The organism is Tepidibacter mesophilus (assembly GCF_002724055.1).
In the GTDB taxonomy this organism is placed as follows: domain Bacteria; phylum Bacillota; class Clostridia; order Peptostreptococcales; family Peptostreptococcaceae; genus Tepidibacter_A; species Tepidibacter_A mesophilus.
The window spans coordinates 25,087-39,551 of record NZ_BDQY01000012.1; the positions used below are offsets into that span (position 1 = coordinate 25,087).

The 14,465-nt window shown below is 28.6% G+C and carries 15 protein-coding genes; all 15 read left to right on the top strand.

Annotation, left to right across the window (positions count from 1 at the left end; translation table 11 throughout):
- The first annotated feature begins 11 nt into the window (after nucleotides 1–11).
- The 15 genes from smc (at nucleotide 12) to Tmeso_RS09130 (ending at nucleotide 14,423) form a co-directional block, all read left to right on the top strand.
- The gene (gene smc, locus Tmeso_RS09060) at nucleotides 12–3,572 is read left to right on the top strand and encodes a chromosome segregation protein SMC (protein ID WP_187296288.1); all 3,561 of its coding nucleotides are present in this window, start codon (nucleotides 12–14) and stop codon (nucleotides 3,570–3,572) included.
- A gap of 10 nt (nucleotides 3,573–3,582) precedes the next feature.
- Nucleotides 3,583–4,800 carry a signal recognition particle-docking protein FtsY gene (ftsY, locus tag Tmeso_RS09065; protein WP_099190404.1) on the top strand — a complete coding sequence of 406 codons (1,218 nt, stop codon included), beginning with the start codon at nucleotides 3,583–3,585 and terminating at the stop codon, nucleotides 4,798–4,800.
- Nucleotides 4,801–4,891: 91 nt separating this feature from the next.
- Nucleotides 4,892–5,260, top strand: coding sequence for a YlxM family DNA-binding protein (gene ylxM / locus Tmeso_RS09070; RefSeq protein WP_099190406.1), 369 nt, complete (start codon nucleotides 4,892–4,894; stop codon nucleotides 5,258–5,260).
- Nucleotides 5,257–6,612, top strand: coding sequence for a signal recognition particle protein (gene ffh, locus Tmeso_RS09075; RefSeq protein ID WP_099190408.1), 1,356 nt, complete (start codon nucleotides 5,257–5,259; stop codon nucleotides 6,610–6,612). Before ylxM ends, ffh begins: the two co-directional genes overlap by 4 nt.
- 21 nt (nucleotides 6,613–6,633) lie before the next feature.
- The gene (gene rpsP / locus Tmeso_RS09080) at nucleotides 6,634–6,879 is read left to right on the top strand and encodes a 30S ribosomal protein S16 (RefSeq protein ID WP_099190410.1); all 246 of its coding nucleotides are present in this window, start codon (nucleotides 6,634–6,636) and stop codon (nucleotides 6,877–6,879) included.
- A gap of 27 nt (nucleotides 6,880–6,906) precedes the next feature.
- Entirely contained in the window at nucleotides 6,907–7,137 is a 231-nt protein-coding gene (locus Tmeso_RS09085; protein ID WP_099190412.1) for a KH domain-containing protein, read from the top strand.
- Nucleotides 7,138–7,253: 116 nt separating this feature from the next.
- A complete protein-coding gene (rimM, locus tag Tmeso_RS09090) occupies nucleotides 7,254–7,757 on the top strand; it encodes a ribosome maturation factor RimM (protein WP_099190414.1) in 504 nt (167 codons plus the stop codon).
- Nucleotides 7,757–8,482 carry a tRNA (guanosine(37)-N1)-methyltransferase TrmD gene (gene trmD / locus Tmeso_RS09095; protein ID WP_099190416.1) on the top strand — a complete coding sequence of 242 codons (726 nt, stop codon included), beginning with the start codon at nucleotides 7,757–7,759 and terminating at the stop codon, nucleotides 8,480–8,482. The genes rimM and trmD overlap by 1 nt, the downstream gene beginning before the upstream one ends.
- A 110-nt stretch (nucleotides 8,483–8,592) precedes the next feature.
- Nucleotides 8,593–8,934, top strand: coding sequence for a 50S ribosomal protein L19 (rplS, locus tag Tmeso_RS09100; protein ID WP_099190418.1), 342 nt, complete (start codon nucleotides 8,593–8,595; stop codon nucleotides 8,932–8,934).
- An 81-nt stretch (nucleotides 8,935–9,015) separates the two neighbouring features.
- A complete protein-coding gene (gene ylqF, locus Tmeso_RS09105) occupies nucleotides 9,016–9,885 on the top strand; it encodes a ribosome biogenesis GTPase YlqF (protein WP_099190508.1) in 870 nt (289 codons plus the stop codon).
- A 65-nt stretch (nucleotides 9,886–9,950) separates the two neighbouring features.
- Nucleotides 9,951–10,718: a ribonuclease HII gene (locus Tmeso_RS09110; protein ID WP_408646057.1), complete on the top strand. Its 768-nt coding sequence runs from the start codon at nucleotides 9,951–9,953 to the stop codon at nucleotides 10,716–10,718.
- Between the two features lies 1 nt (nucleotide 10,719).
- Nucleotides 10,720–12,183, top strand: a complete 1,464-nt coding sequence (locus Tmeso_RS09115; protein ID WP_099190422.1) for a hypothetical protein — start codon at nucleotides 10,720–10,722, stop codon at nucleotides 12,181–12,183.
- 4 nt (nucleotides 12,184–12,187) lie between these two features.
- Nucleotides 12,188–12,457 carry an EscU/YscU/HrcU family type III secretion system export apparatus switch protein gene (locus Tmeso_RS09120; RefSeq protein WP_099190424.1) on the top strand — a complete coding sequence of 90 codons (270 nt, stop codon included), beginning with the start codon at nucleotides 12,188–12,190 and terminating at the stop codon, nucleotides 12,455–12,457.
- Nucleotides 12,458–12,528: 71 nt separating this feature from the next.
- Nucleotides 12,529–12,882: a YraN family protein gene (locus Tmeso_RS09125; protein WP_099190426.1), complete on the top strand. Its 354-nt coding sequence runs from the start codon at nucleotides 12,529–12,531 to the stop codon at nucleotides 12,880–12,882.
- A gap of 14 nt (nucleotides 12,883–12,896) precedes the next feature.
- Nucleotides 12,897–14,423 (top strand): YifB family Mg chelatase-like AAA ATPase, encoded by a 1,527-nt coding sequence (locus Tmeso_RS09130; RefSeq protein WP_099190428.1) that lies wholly within the window; start codon nucleotides 12,897–12,899, stop codon nucleotides 14,421–14,423.
- Nucleotides 14,424–14,465: the final 42 nt, after the last annotated feature.

The window sequence follows — 14,465 nt, forward strand, 5'->3', positions numbered from 1 at the left end:
GGGGGATTTTTTTGTATTTAAAGAGGTTGGAATTAAAGGGCTTTAAATCCTTTCCTAATAAAACAGAAATAGTATTTGAAAAAGGAATAACATCTATTGTAGGACCAAATGGAAGTGGCAAGAGCAATGTATTGGATGCCATAAGATGGGTGCTTGGAGAACAAAGCATAAAGAGTTTAAGAGGAGATAAGCTTGAAGATGTAATATTTATAGGAGCTGACAATAAAAAACCTATGAATTACTGTGAGGTATCTCTTATTATAGATAATAGTGAAAATATAATAAATATTGATTATAGCGAAGTTAGCATAAAGCGAAGAGCATATAGATCAGGAGAAAGTGAGTTTTATATAAATAATAAAAGTTGCAGATTAAAAGATGTTAAAGAATTGCTCCTTGATACAGGAATAGGAAGAGAAGGATATTCTATAATAGAACAAGGAAAAATTGATGAAATATTAGGGAGTAATATAAACAATAGAAGAAAAGTATTTGATGAGGCTTGTGGTATATCTAAATATAGATATAAAAAGCAAGAAGGAGAAAAAAATCTTAAAAATACAAAAGAAAATCTAGAGAGAATAAACGATATTTTTTATGAAATAGAGAATCAATTAAAACCCTTAGAGATACAAAAGGAAAAGTCATTAAAATATATAAAGCTTACGGATGAGCTTAAAGTACTTCAAGTGAACTCTTATATAAGAGAAATAGAAACATTGGATATTGAATTAAAAGAAATAAACAATCATAGCAAAATACTCTCAGAGCAACTTGAAGATTTAGAGAAAACAAAGAAAAGTCAAGAAAAACAGATTACAGATGTAGAAAGTGAATTATCTGAATTAGAGATTAAAATAACTGAATCTAATGATAATATACATCAGATTCAAGTAAGTATAGATAAAAAAATAGCAGACTTAAATTTAATAAATGAAAAAATAAATAATCTGCAGATTAATAAGCAAAGAAATGAAAGAGAATTATCAGAATTAAAATCAAAAAAACTTCAAAAAGAAGAAGAATTAGAGGTTTTAATCGATGATAATGATAAACTTTTCTTAAATCTTAAGAATCTAAATAAAAATAAGGAAGAGGTTCAAGGTAGCACAGATAAAGGTATGCTTGAACTAAATTCTATAGAGCAAAAGGTTGAAAATTTAAAAAATGATGCAATAAATTTATTAGATGAAAAAAACAATAAAAATATAAGACTTTCAAGTTTGAATACCAGTGTTGAAAATATACAAAATAGAAAAGTAGAAGTCAGACGAAATATAGATGAGATAAGTTTACAGGCTGAAGAAAAAAAATCTAAACTAAAAACTAACTTAGAAATTGAAAAAGAAAATAATGATACTATTAAAAACTTGAAATTGAATAAAAATGAAGAGATAAATAATCTGAATTCATCCATTTTAAATCTTAAAAATATTGAATCTAGTATTACTAATAAAAAACTTAAAATAAATGAATACAATTCTAAGTTAAATGTATATGTTGATATGGAAAATAGGTATGAGGGTTTTTATAGAGGTGTGAAAGAGGTACTAAAAAATAAAAAACTTCAGGGAATTAAGGGTGCAGTTGCAGAGGTTATAAAGGTAGGGAAGGAATATGAGGTAGCTGTTGAAGTGGCTATGGGATCTTCACTTCAAAATGTAATAACGAAGGATGAATACAGTGCAAAACAAGCTATTTCATATTTGAAGCAAGGCAACCTTGGAAGAGTAACTTTTTTACCTATTAATATAATAAAGTCTAGAAAAGTAAACATAGATGAAATACCTAAAATAGATGGGTTATTAGGTATTGCAAGTGATATAGTAAAGTTTGACGATGAATTTAAAAATATAATAGAAAATATACTTGGAAGAACTATATTGGTAGATGATATAGATTGTGCTATAAATCTTGGTAAAATGACTAACTACAAGTACAAGATAGTAACATTAAAAGGAGATGTATTTAATTCAGGAGGGTCATTAACTGGAGGTAGCGTTAAGTCGGTAAACAACCTATTATCTAGAAAAAGAATAATAGAAGAATTTAAAGAAAATATAGAAAAAGAAAAAATAGAAATACAAAATTTATTAGATGATAAGTTAAATAAAGAACAGGAATTAGAAACAAATAAAAATAATATATCTAATTTAGAAGCATCTATACAAGAAAAGGAAAAAATAATTTTTAAAATTAATTCCGATATTAATAATATTAAAGAAGATATAAACTCAATACAACAAACAAAAGCTAAATTAGAAAAAGAAGAACTAGGATTTAATGACAATCTTTCATACACAAATGAATTGATAACTAAATTAAACGAAGAAATAAAAGAAATTGATATCAAAACATCTCAAATAGAGCAAACTATAAAGGAAATAGATATTAAAAAACAAGAATACAAGCATCAATACGAATCTGATATACAAATTTTAAATGAAGTAAAGCTTGAAATAGCTAAATTAACTCAAGTATATGAAAATAATCAAATTCAAATTCAAATGTCTAAAGATTACATTCAAGATTTACAAAACAATATTCTTATAAAAGAAAAAGAGATAAAAAGTGCAGATTTGGAGAAACAAAATGTCAGTGAAAAGAAGATTTTAACAAAGGTTGAGAAAGAAGAATTAAATGAACATATGATAGATCTTAATAAAAAGTATGAAGGATATAAAAATGATAAATTAAAAATCGTAAAAGATATAAAAGATAAAAAAGAAAATTTTAAAATAAAAGAAGAAAACTATATTCAATTAAAAGAAAGTATGTATAAAATAGAATCAAAAATAGATAAGCTTGAACTTAGCCAAGAAAATTACTTCAATAAATTATGGGAAGATTATGAGCTTACATTTAAAGATGCTACACAGTTGAAAAATGATGTACTAGAAATAGATAAGAAAAATATAGAAAATATAAAAAATCAGATAAAGAGAATTGGTAACGTAAACCTTGATTCTATACAGGAATATAAAGAAGTAAAAGAAAGATATGATTTTTATGAAGAGCAAAAGAAGGATCTTGAAAAATCAATAGAATCAATAGAAAGATTAATAGTAGATCTTGAGTCTAATATGAGAAATGAGTTTAGCGTTAACTTTGATAAGATAAATAAGCATTACATGGTTATTTACAAAAAACTATTTGGCGGAGGATATGGAGAACTTAAAATAGTAGATCCATCCAATATTTTGCAAAGTGATATAGAAATAGTAGCACAACCTCCTGGTAAAAAGCTTAAAAATATAAACCTTTTATCTGGAGGAGAAAAAGCATTAACAGCAATAGCTATATTGTTTAGTATAATAAGGACAAGACCTACACCATTTTGTGTCTTAGACGAGATTGAAGCACCTCTTGACGATGCTAATATTTATAGATATGGAGAATTCTTAAGAGGACTATCTACAGAAACTCAATTCATAGCTATAACTCATAGAAGAGGAACTATGCAGGTATCAGATTACATATATGGTGTGACTATGGAACAAAAAGCAATATCTAAAGTACTTAGTCTAAAACTAGAACAAGCACAACAATTAACTAATGAAAATGTGAGCTAGGAGGTAAATTATGTTAAAGAAAATACTTGATAAGTTTAAGAAAAAAGATCAAGAAATAGAGCAAGAAATACAAGAGCAAGAAATAGAACAAGAAATTGAAGAACAAGAGATAGAACAAGTGATTGAAGAAATTACGGAAGAAGAGTCTGAAGAAGAAGTTAAAGAGGAAGCATATCAAGAACCTATACAGGAAGTTAAAGAAGGACTTAAAGTAGATGAAATAAGTGTTGACGAATACGTCGAACAAGATTTAGAAGAAGTAATAGAGGAGAAATTAGAAGAACTTAAAGAAGCTGAAGAAGAATCCAAAGTGAGTTTGTTCTCAAGACTTAAAGATGGTTTGTCTAAAACAAAAAAAGGGATAACAGATAGGGTAGATCAACTTTTAAAAGCATATGTAAAGGTGGATGAAGAACTATTTGAGGATTTAGAAGAAATACTTATAACATCAGATGTTGGTGTTAATACTACAATGGATATTGTAGAGCAGCTTAGAGATAGAGTAAAAAGTAAAAAAATAACTGAGGCAATAGATGTTAGAGATGAGCTTAAGGAAATACTTTCTGATATATTAGGTGATGAACAATCAAATCTTAATATAGAACCAGCTCCAGCTATTATATTAGTTGTCGGTGTTAATGGAGTAGGAAAAACTACTACTATAGGGAAAATGGCTAATAGATTTAAAAAAGAAGGAAAGAATGTACTGTTGGCTGCTGGGGATACATTTAGAGCTGCTGCAATAGATCAATTGCAAGTTTGGGCAGATAGAGTTGGAGTGGATATGATAAACCACTCAGAGGGATCAGATCCTGGGGCTGTAATATTTGATGCAATAGCTGCAGCTAAATCTAGAAAGGCAGACGTATTAATATGTGATACGGCTGGTAGACTTCATAATAAGAAAAATCTTATGAATGAATTGGGGAAGGTATTTAAAATTGTAGATAGAGAATACCCACAAGCTATAAGAGAAGTTTTACTTGTAGTAGATGCTACAACTGGCCAAAATGCTGTCTCTCAAGCTAAGGTATTTAAAGAAGCTGCTAATATAACTGGTATAGTACTTACAAAACTTGATGGAACTGCAAAAGGTGGAGTAGTACTTGCAGTAAAATCAGAACTTGATGTACCTGTTAAGCTTATAGGAGTTGGAGAAAAAATGGAAGATCTTCAAGATTTTAATGCTAAAGATTTTGTAAAAGCATTATTTGGTGACGAAAATTAATAAAAATTATTGACAAGATGAATTATCTGATATAAAATACATCTGTAAAGGCGACAAGCTTTACACTTATAATTCTTTGGGAAGTGTTAATATGGAATTAAACAAAGTCATAGAGATTGGTATTTTATTCGATTTTTATAAAGAACTTTTAACTGAAAAACAAAGAGAAGCAGTTAATCTATACTATAATGAAGATTATTCATTAGGTGAGATTAGCGAAAATCTTAAAATTTCAAGACAAGGGGTCTATGACACTTTAAAAAGAGCTGAAAAGATTTTACAGGATTATGAAAAAAAATTAAATCTAGTAGAAAAATCCAATAAAAGAAATGAGCTAATAGAGAGCTTGTATGAAAAAGTTATTGATATAAAAGAAGAAATTAAAGTTGATAATAATTTTAATGGTTTAGTCCCTAAGATTGAAAATCTAGAAGAAATTTGTAGGGAGTTGTTGAGATGATTTTTGAAGGATTAGCAGAGAAACTTCAAAGTACTCTTGGGAAATTAAAGAGCAAGGGTAAATTGAATGAAGCAGATGTTAAAAATGCTATGAGGGAAGTAAAACTTGCACTTCTTGAAGCTGATGTTAACTTTAAGGTTGTAAAAGAATTTGTAAATAAAGTTAAGGAAAGAGCTGTAGGTCAAGAAGTAATGGAAAGCTTAACTCCAGGACAGCATGTAATAAAGATAGTTAATGAAGAACTTACAGATTTAATGGGAAACGTTCAAAGTAAAATAAGCTTTGCATCAAAGCCTCCTACTGTAATAATGTTAGTTGGACTTCAAGGAGCAGGTAAAACTACTACTGGAGGAAAACTAGGAGGATTACTTAAAAAACAAGGTAAAAAGCCTTTATTAGTAGCCTGTGATGTATACAGACCAGCGGCTATTAAACAGCTACAAGTTGTAGGAAGTCAACTTGAAATACCTGTTTTTTCAATGGGAGATAAAGAAAATCCTGTTAATATAGCAAAAGAAGGAATTAGCCACGCACTTAATCATAATAACGATGTTGTTATTATAGATACAGCTGGTAGACTTCATATAGATGAACTTTTAATGGATGAATTAAAAAATATAAAAACTGAGGTTAAGCCTCATGAAATACTATTAGTTATAGATTCTATGACAGGCCAGGATGCTGTAAATGTTGCTGAGAACTTCAATGAAGCATTAGGAATAGATGGAGTTGTTCTTACTAAATTAGATGGAGATACTAGAGGTGGAGCTGCACTTTCAGTAAGATCTGTTACAAGAAAGCCTATAAAATTTATAGGTATGGGAGAAAAGCTTGATGATTTAGAACCTTTTCACCCAGATAGAATGGCATCGAGAATTCTTGGAATGGGAGATGTTCTATCATTAATAGAAAAAGCTGAACAAGCTATAGATGTTAAAAAGGCTAAGGAATTAGAAGCCAAGATTAAAAATCAGGAATTTGATTTTGAAGACTTCTTGACTCAAATGGAACAAGTAAAGAGCTTAGGACCTTTGAATAAGATTATGGAAATGATTCCTGGTATGAGTGGATCAAAAGAGTTAAAAAATATAAATTTTGATGATAAAGAAATTCGTAGAATAGAAGCTATCATAAAGTCTATGACTAAAAAAGAAAGAAAGAATCCATCAATTCTAAATGCAAGTAGAAGAAGAAGGATTGCAAATGGTAGTGGAACTAAAGTACAAGAGGTTAATAGGCTTGTAAAACAGTTTGAACAAACTAAAAAAATGATGAAACAATTTGGAGATTTAGAAAAGAGTATGAAAAAGGGAGGAAAAATGAAACTTCCTTTCTTTGGAAATAAATTATAAATTTTAAGGGAGGTGAAATACATGGCAGTTAAGATAAGATTAAAAAGAATGGGTGCTAACAAGAAACCTTTTTATAGAATAGTTGTTGCTGATTCTCGTTCTCCGAGAGATGGTAAGTTCATCGAAGAAATCGGATACTACAATCCAGTTTCTCAGCCAAAGCAAATCAAAATAAATGATGAGAGAGCTTCTAAATGGTTAAAAGATGGTGCTCAACCAACTGATACTGTTAAGTCTTTATTTAAGAAAAACGGAATTATGGAATAGATATCCTTCTAAATAGGAGGTGGTATCATGAGAGAATTGGTAGAAAAGATAGCTAAAGCTCTAGTTGATAACCCTGATGAAGTTGTTGTTAAAGAGACAGAAGGAACACACTCTATAATCATAGAACTTAGAGTTGCCCAAGAAGATATGGGTAAGGTTATAGGGAAACAAGGTAGAATAGCTAAAGCTATTAGAACCTTAGTTAAATCTGCAGCTATTAAGCAGAATAAACAAGTTAGTGTTGAAATTGTTCAATAAAAGGATTAGGGTTAACCCTAGTCCTTTTTGTGCATAATAAATAGAAATTATACTTATCCATAATTTAAATAGGAATATAATTTCCTACTCATTATAAAAAAAGGTAGGTAAAAATAATGATAGAATACTTTAATGTTGGGCAGATAGTAAAAGTACAAGGATTAAAAGGTGATATGAGAGTATACCCATTAACTGATTATAAAGAGAGATTTGAAGAAATAGACTGGGTATATATTTCAGACGATACTGAAACTAAGTATGAAATAGAAAAGGTAAGATACAAAGGAAACGTAGTTATTTTAAAAATAAAAGGAATAGATACTATAAATGATGCTGAAAAACTTATAAAAAAATATCTTAAAATACCAAGAGAAAATGCTAGAGACCTTGAAGATGATGAGTACTTTATATCTGATTTGATAGGGATAAAAGCATATACAGTAGATGGAGAATATATTGGTGTTTTACATGAAGTATTACAAACTGGAGCCAATGATGTTTACTTAATAAAAAATGATGAAAACAAAGAAATATTAATCCCGGCTATTAAAAAATTCGTTCCTGAACTTAGTATTGAAGATAAAAAAATGATAATAGATCCAATCGAAGGAATGTTATAATGAGAATTCACGTAATGACATTATTTCCTCAGATATTTGAATCTTATATAAATGAAAGTATAATGAAAAGAGCTAATGATAAAGGTTTAATAGATATAAAACTTTATAACATAAGAGATTTTTCAGGGAATAAGCATAAAAAAGTAGATGATTATCCATATGGTGGAGGAGCTGGGATGGTTATGACTCCTCAGCCTATATATGATACTTATATGCATATAATACAAAAATTTAATATAAAAGATCCAAAGGTCATATATCTAACTCCAAAAGGAAAGGTATACAAGCAGGAAATGGCTGAAAAGTTTTCAACTGACAATGACATAATCCTTTTATGTGGACATTATGAAGGCGTAGACCAAAGAATAATAGATCTTATAGTAACTCATGAGATATCTATAGGAGATTATGTTTTAACTGGAGGAGAGCTTCCAGCACTTATACTAATAGACTCTATATCAAGACTAATATCTGGTGTTTTAGGTCAAGATGAATCTTTTGAAGAAGAATCCTTTAAGGACAATTTACTTGAGTATCCTCACTATACAAGACCTAGAGAATTTATGGATGAAAAAGTGCCTGATGTATTGTTATCTGGAAATCATAAAGTTATAGATCAGTGGAGAAGAGAAAAATCTATAGATATAACTATACAAAAAAGACCTGATTTGATGAAAAAAGCTGCATTAACAGATAAAGATAAGAAATATATACGAAAAAAATAAAAAACTATTGTAAATAGTAAAAAAAAATGATAAAATTTAATGGTTGAAAATAACGGGCGTTCCTCTGTTATTAGAAGTATTAAGAACGTCTATGATTAGGAGGAAGAAAGATGGATATATTAAGAGCTATTGAGCAAGAACAACTTAAGAAAGAAATACCTACATTTGGAACTGGTGATACTGTAAAAGTACACATCAAAATCAAAGAGGGTAAAAGAGAAAGAGTTCAGATATTTGAAGGAGTAGTTATCAAAAGACAAGGTGGAGGAGCTAGAGAGACTTTCACTGTAAGAAAGATATCTTTTGGTGTAGGTGTTGAAAAGGTATTACCTGTTCACTCTCCAAAAATCGAAAAAATCGAAGTAGTTAGAAAAGGTAAAGTTAGAAGAGCTAAAATCTACTACATCCGTGAAAGAGTTGGAAAGAAAGCTAAAATTAAAGAAGCTAAGTAATTTAATGGGACTGTTTTTCAGTCCCTTTTAATATATATATGAAAAATTATAATATAAGATGGATGTGATAATATGGAAAATATGGATAATAGAATGAATATAAACTGGTATCCAGGACATATGAAAAAAACCAAAGAGTCATTACAAAAAAACTTAAAATTAATAGATGTAGTAGTAGAGTTATTAGATAGTAGAATTCCATTTAGTAGTAAAAACCCAGATGTAGATAATATAATAAAGGATAAGCCAAAAGTTGTAGTTTTAAACAAGTTTGATATGGCAGACCCAGGCAAGATAAAATTATGGCAAGACTACTATGAAGCACAAGGCGTTAAGGCCATACCTGTAAATACAATCTCTGGAAAAGGTGTAGATAAGATAATACAAGAATGTAGAGAAGCTATAAGAGAAAAGATGGAGGCCTTAATAAAAAAAGGAAGAAAAGAGAGAGCTATTAGACTTATGATAGTTGGAGTTCCAAATGTGGGAAAATCAACACTTATAAATAAACTTGCAGGAAGAAAAAGCACTCAAACTGGAGATAGACCTGGAGTTACAAAGGGAAATCAATGGGTTAAATTAAAGGGAAACTTAGAACTTTTAGATACACCTGGAATACTTTGGCCAAGATTTGAAGATGAAAATGTAGCTATGAATTTAGCATTTACTAGAGCTATAAAAGATGAGATATTAGATGTAGAAACACTAGCTTTAAGATTTATAGAAAAGATGGTAGATATATACCCTGAGAATTTAAAAGAAAGATATAAGCTAGAAGAATTAGGTCAAACACCTCTTGAAACTATGGAGATGATAGGTGTTAAGAGAGGATGTCTAATGGCACGTAAGGAAATAGACTATACAAGAGTTGCAAAGATAGTTTTAAATGAATTTAGAGAAGGCAAAACAGGGAAAATGACTTTAGAAGTACCTCAGGACTTTGAAAAATAATCTAGAGAAAGAATTAATTCTTTCTCTATTTTTATATAAAAGGAGAGAAAAATATGTTTGATAATATGAAAGTAAAGGATATAAATGATTTTATAAATAATGTAGATGAAAATGATTATATGAAATATATAGATATTTTGAGTAAAGATGGGAGAAAGTCTGTTCAAAAGATAGCGCTTAAATTATCTAAGAAATTAGATGATTTAAGAAAAGAGGAAGAGAGAATACATAGAATAAAGGAATTTGAAAGATGGTCTTATTCAAAAGGATATACTTATATAGGTGGAATAGATGAAGCAGGAAGAGGGCCTTTAGCGGGACCTGTTGTAGCAGCTGTTGTTGTATTTGATAAGGATGTGGATATAAAGTATATAAATGATTCTAAAAAATTAAGTGAAGAAAAGCGAAATGAATTATTTGAAATAATAAAAAATGAGGCTCTAGATTATGGTGTAGGAATAGTTGATAATGATAGGATAGATGAAATAAATATATTAAATGCTACATACCTTGCTATGAAAAAAGCTATAAATAATTTAAAGAATAAACCGGATTGTTTATTAATAGATGCGGTTACTATACCTAATATAGAAATAGCACAAAAAGCTATAATAAAAGGAGATAGTAAATCCATATCAATAGCAGCAGCTAGTATTTTAGCTAAGGTAACAAGGGATAAACTTATGTATGAATATGACGATAAATATAGTGAGTATGGATTTTCAAAGCATAAAGGGTATGGAACAAAAGAGCATTATGAAGCTATTAAAACTTATGGGATAACTCCTATCCATAGAAGGTCCTTTCTCAAATCTATTTTAAACGGAGACTAATATGAGGATTTCTGGATATAGTGATTTTAATTTAAGAACTATAGGTACTAAGGCAAGTAAAGAAATAAATGATGCTATAAACAATAATGAATCAGTAACAGGAAAGATACTAGAGGTCAAATCTAATGCAGTAAAAATACTGCTTCAAAATGGAAAAGAATTTATAGCCAATAGCAATATACCTCTTGAAAATTTACTTGGAGAAGAGGTTAATTTTAAGGTTTTGAATGGAGATAAAAGTCTAGTTTTGCAGCCTCAAATAGAGGGAACAGCTCTTGAAAAAGAGTTAGATGCTAAGATAAACAATTTGATAAGTGATCTTAAACTACCTAATAATGAAGAAAATAAATCACTTATAAAAGAAATGATAAAGCAAAATATTCCGGTTAATATTAAAAATATGAAAACTATAAAAGACAATATAGGTTCATTTAATATATTATCAAGACTTACCGAAGAAGAAGTTGAGATATTAAACAAGAATATACAAAACATAGAGACTAAGGAAGTAAAAGAAGTAGTTAAAGATATATATATAAATAAAGAAGGTAAGAATATATTAAATTTTTTAAAAGATTTAAAGGATATAGGCTCTAAAGAAAAAAATATACTATTTTTATTTAAAAACAAGTTTAAAATAAATATAGATAATATGAAAAATCTAGATTCTCTATTAAAAGGAGAAAACCTAGATGATATATTACACGAAATAAACTCTATAATAGATGACGAATTTACATTTGGTAAAGGAATAACTGGGGATATTCAAAAAAATAATCTTCAGAATATAAAAGATGAGATACAAAAGTTTAATATAATAAAGGAAAATACAAGTGAATTTCATAATCAAAAAGATATCTTAAAAGAAGATATGCAACCTAAGGATGATATAAAAAGGATAATAAAAAGTATGGTTCAAAATTTAAATACAGATAAAAAAGTTGATGTAGATAAAATAAAGCAGGATATGGACTCATTGGTAAAAATATTAAATATGCAAAATGAAATAAAACTAGGTGGCAGTATTAAAGGCGAATTTCATGAGGTAAATCAAAAGCTAGAGCTTTTAAATGATATATCAAATGAGTATATGTATTTTCAAATTCCATTTGAATATAAAGAATATAAGAATTTAGCTGAAATCATTTTATCAGAGAAAACAAAAAATAAAAAAGATAATAAAAAATCTATAAGCATACTTATATCGTTGAATACTCACAATTTAAGTAGAATAGATACTGTGCTAAACTACTGTGACAAGGAATTAAGCATAGTCTTTGGATTAAACAATGAAAAAATAAAGAATATGTTTGAAAAGAATGAAAAAAAACTAGTAGGTGTGTTGAAAAGTATAGGAATAAAAAATATAAATGTAAACTACAAGATAAAAATTGAGAATGAGCCAATACTAAATAATATTGACTATATCAACAATAAATTCTCTAATTTTAATATGTGGGTGTGATAATATGAAGTTAAATAAGGGAATAAAAATAGCTACTGCATTAAAGTATAACATAGATGAAGATGATGCTCCAAAACTTATAGGTAAGGGTAAGGGTAAGGTTGCTGATAAAATATTAGAAACAGCCAAAGAAAATAATATACCTATATACAAAGACGATAAACTTGCAAAACAGCTTGAAAATCTAGAGTTAGGGCAATCAATACCACAAGAACTTTATGAAGCTGTGGCTCAAATATTGATATTTGTATCTGATATAGATTCTAAAATTTAATAGTATAAATTCGGTGTTTAATACCCATAATCTAAATAAAAGATTATGGGTATTTTTATATGGAGGGAAATATGAACAACAAGGAAAAAGGGAGTTTAGGAGAAAAAATTGCTTGTAATTATTTGATAAAAAATAACTTTCATATATTAGAAAAGAACTATAGAACAAAAATAGGAGAGATAGATTTAATTGCATTTAAAGATAATAAACTTTCATTTATAGAGGTGAAATCTAGAAATACTATGAATTATGGATATCCACGTGAAGCTGTAAATTATAAAAAACAGAAAAAGATAATATATACTGCAAAGCAGTATATAATGTATAAAAATATAAAGAATATAGATATAGCTTTTGATGTTATAGAGGTATATTTAAGAGATAATAATATCAATCATATAGAGAATGCTTTTTGCGTTAACTAAGAGGTGGTGTTTATGTGTTTTGTAAAATAAAGAGTGCTTGCTTAATAGGAATAGATGGATTTATTGTAGATGTTGAGGTAGATATAACAAAGGGGTTACCGATATTTAATATAATAGGACTTCCTGATACATCGATTAAGGAAGCTAAAGAGAGGATAAAATCTGCTATATTAAATTCAGGATATGATTTTTTGAATTCTAGGATAGTTATTAATCTCTCACCTGCTGATATAAGAAAAGAAGGTCCGTATTTTGACCTTTCTATGGCTGTTGGAATTTTAAATAATTTATATGAATTAAGTGATGAGTATATGAGTCAAACTCTGTTTTTAGGTGAATTATCTCTTGATGGAAAGTTGAAAAAAGTAAGAGGAATACTTCCTATAATAATAAATGCAAAAAATAATAATATTAAAAGGGTATTTATACCATATCAGAATCTGAAAGAAGCATCTTACGTAGATGGAGTGGAAATATATCCTGTTGATGATTTGAGACAGGTTATAGATTTTTTAGCTGGCAAAACAAAGATTGATAGATATAATAAAAAAGAAAAGTTAATTAAAACTGAAGATTATATACTAGATTTTTCTGATATAAAGGGAAACTATTTTGTGAAAAGGGCTATGGAGATAGCAGCTGCTGGAAACCACAACATGCTAATGATAGGACCACCTGGAAGTGGAAAGACAATGATAGCTAAAAGAATAAATACTATACTACCAGACATGACAGAAGAAGAGGTTATAGAAGTTAGTAAGATATATAGTGCTGGTGGACTTATAGATGAAAATATAGGAATAATAACTCAAAGACCTTTTAGGTCTATACACCATACTGCTACAAAAACTGCTTTAATTGGAGGGGGAAGAGATGCAAAACCTGGAGAAGTGGTACTATCTCATAGAGGAGTTCTTTTCTTAGATGAGATGCTTGAATTTGATAGAAGAACTTTAGAAACATTAAGACAGCCTATAGAGGACAAATATATAAATATATCTAGAGTTAAGATGAATCAAACGTATCCTTGTAATATTATGGTTGTCTCTGCTATGAACCCTTGTCCTTGTGGTTTTTTTTCGGATCAAAGTGGTAAAGTGTGTAAATGTACTAATAGTGAAATTAATAGATATTTAAATAGAGCATCAGGTCCGTTTCTTGATAGATTCGACTTATTTGTAGAAGTAACTCCTATAAATTTTGAAGAATTTCAAAGCAATAATAAAGAAGAAACCTCTAAAAAAATAAAAAAAAGAGTTGAAAAGGCTAGAAAAATTCAAAGTGAAAGATATAAAGGAGACGGTATATATACTAATAATGATATAAATACTAAGAAAATAGATACTTATTGTTATCTGGACGAAGAGTGTAAGGATTTTGTAAAGACTGTATTTACAAAATATAAATTCAGTTCAAGAAGTTATCATAAGCTTTTAAAGACAGCAAGGACTATAGCAGACCTTGATGAAGATGATATAAAGGTCTGCCACATAGCTGAGGCTCTTTCTTTTAGAAAGGCTTATTATAATTATTGGGCATAAATTATTTAAAAACAAAAACTGCGGAACTAACCCACAGTTTTT

What these genes read in the sequence shown, in the direction of transcription:
- ftsY (WP_099190404.1), top strand. Translation starts at nt 3,583, where the DNA reads ATGTTAAAGAAAATACTTGATAAGTTTAAGAAAAAAGATCAAGAAATA.
- ylxM (WP_099190406.1), top strand. Translation starts at nt 4,892, where the DNA reads ATGGAATTAAACAAAGTCATAGAGATTGGTATTTTATTCGATTTTTAT.
- ffh (WP_099190408.1), top strand. Translation starts at nt 5,257, where the DNA reads ATGATTTTTGAAGGATTAGCAGAGAAACTTCAAAGTACTCTTGGGAAA.
- rpsP (WP_099190410.1), top strand. Translation starts at nt 6,634, where the DNA reads ATGGCAGTTAAGATAAGATTAAAAAGAATGGGTGCTAACAAGAAACCT.
- Tmeso_RS09085 (WP_099190412.1), top strand. Translation starts at nt 6,907, where the DNA reads ATGAGAGAATTGGTAGAAAAGATAGCTAAAGCTCTAGTTGATAACCCT.
- rimM (WP_099190414.1), top strand. Translation starts at nt 7,254, where the DNA reads ATGATAGAATACTTTAATGTTGGGCAGATAGTAAAAGTACAAGGATTA.
- trmD (WP_099190416.1), top strand. Translation starts at nt 7,757, where the DNA reads ATGAGAATTCACGTAATGACATTATTTCCTCAGATATTTGAATCTTAT.
- rplS (WP_099190418.1), top strand. Translation starts at nt 8,593, where the DNA reads ATGGATATATTAAGAGCTATTGAGCAAGAACAACTTAAGAAAGAAATA.
- ylqF (WP_099190508.1), top strand. Translation starts at nt 9,016, where the DNA reads ATGGATAATAGAATGAATATAAACTGGTATCCAGGACATATGAAAAAA.
- Tmeso_RS09110 (WP_408646057.1), top strand. Translation starts at nt 9,951, where the DNA reads ATGAAAGTAAAGGATATAAATGATTTTATAAATAATGTAGATGAAAAT.
- Tmeso_RS09115 (WP_099190422.1), top strand. Translation starts at nt 10,720, where the DNA reads ATGAGGATTTCTGGATATAGTGATTTTAATTTAAGAACTATAGGTACT.
- Tmeso_RS09120 (WP_099190424.1), top strand. Translation starts at nt 12,188, where the DNA reads ATGAAGTTAAATAAGGGAATAAAAATAGCTACTGCATTAAAGTATAAC.
- Tmeso_RS09125 (WP_099190426.1), top strand. Translation starts at nt 12,529, where the DNA reads ATGAACAACAAGGAAAAAGGGAGTTTAGGAGAAAAAATTGCTTGTAAT.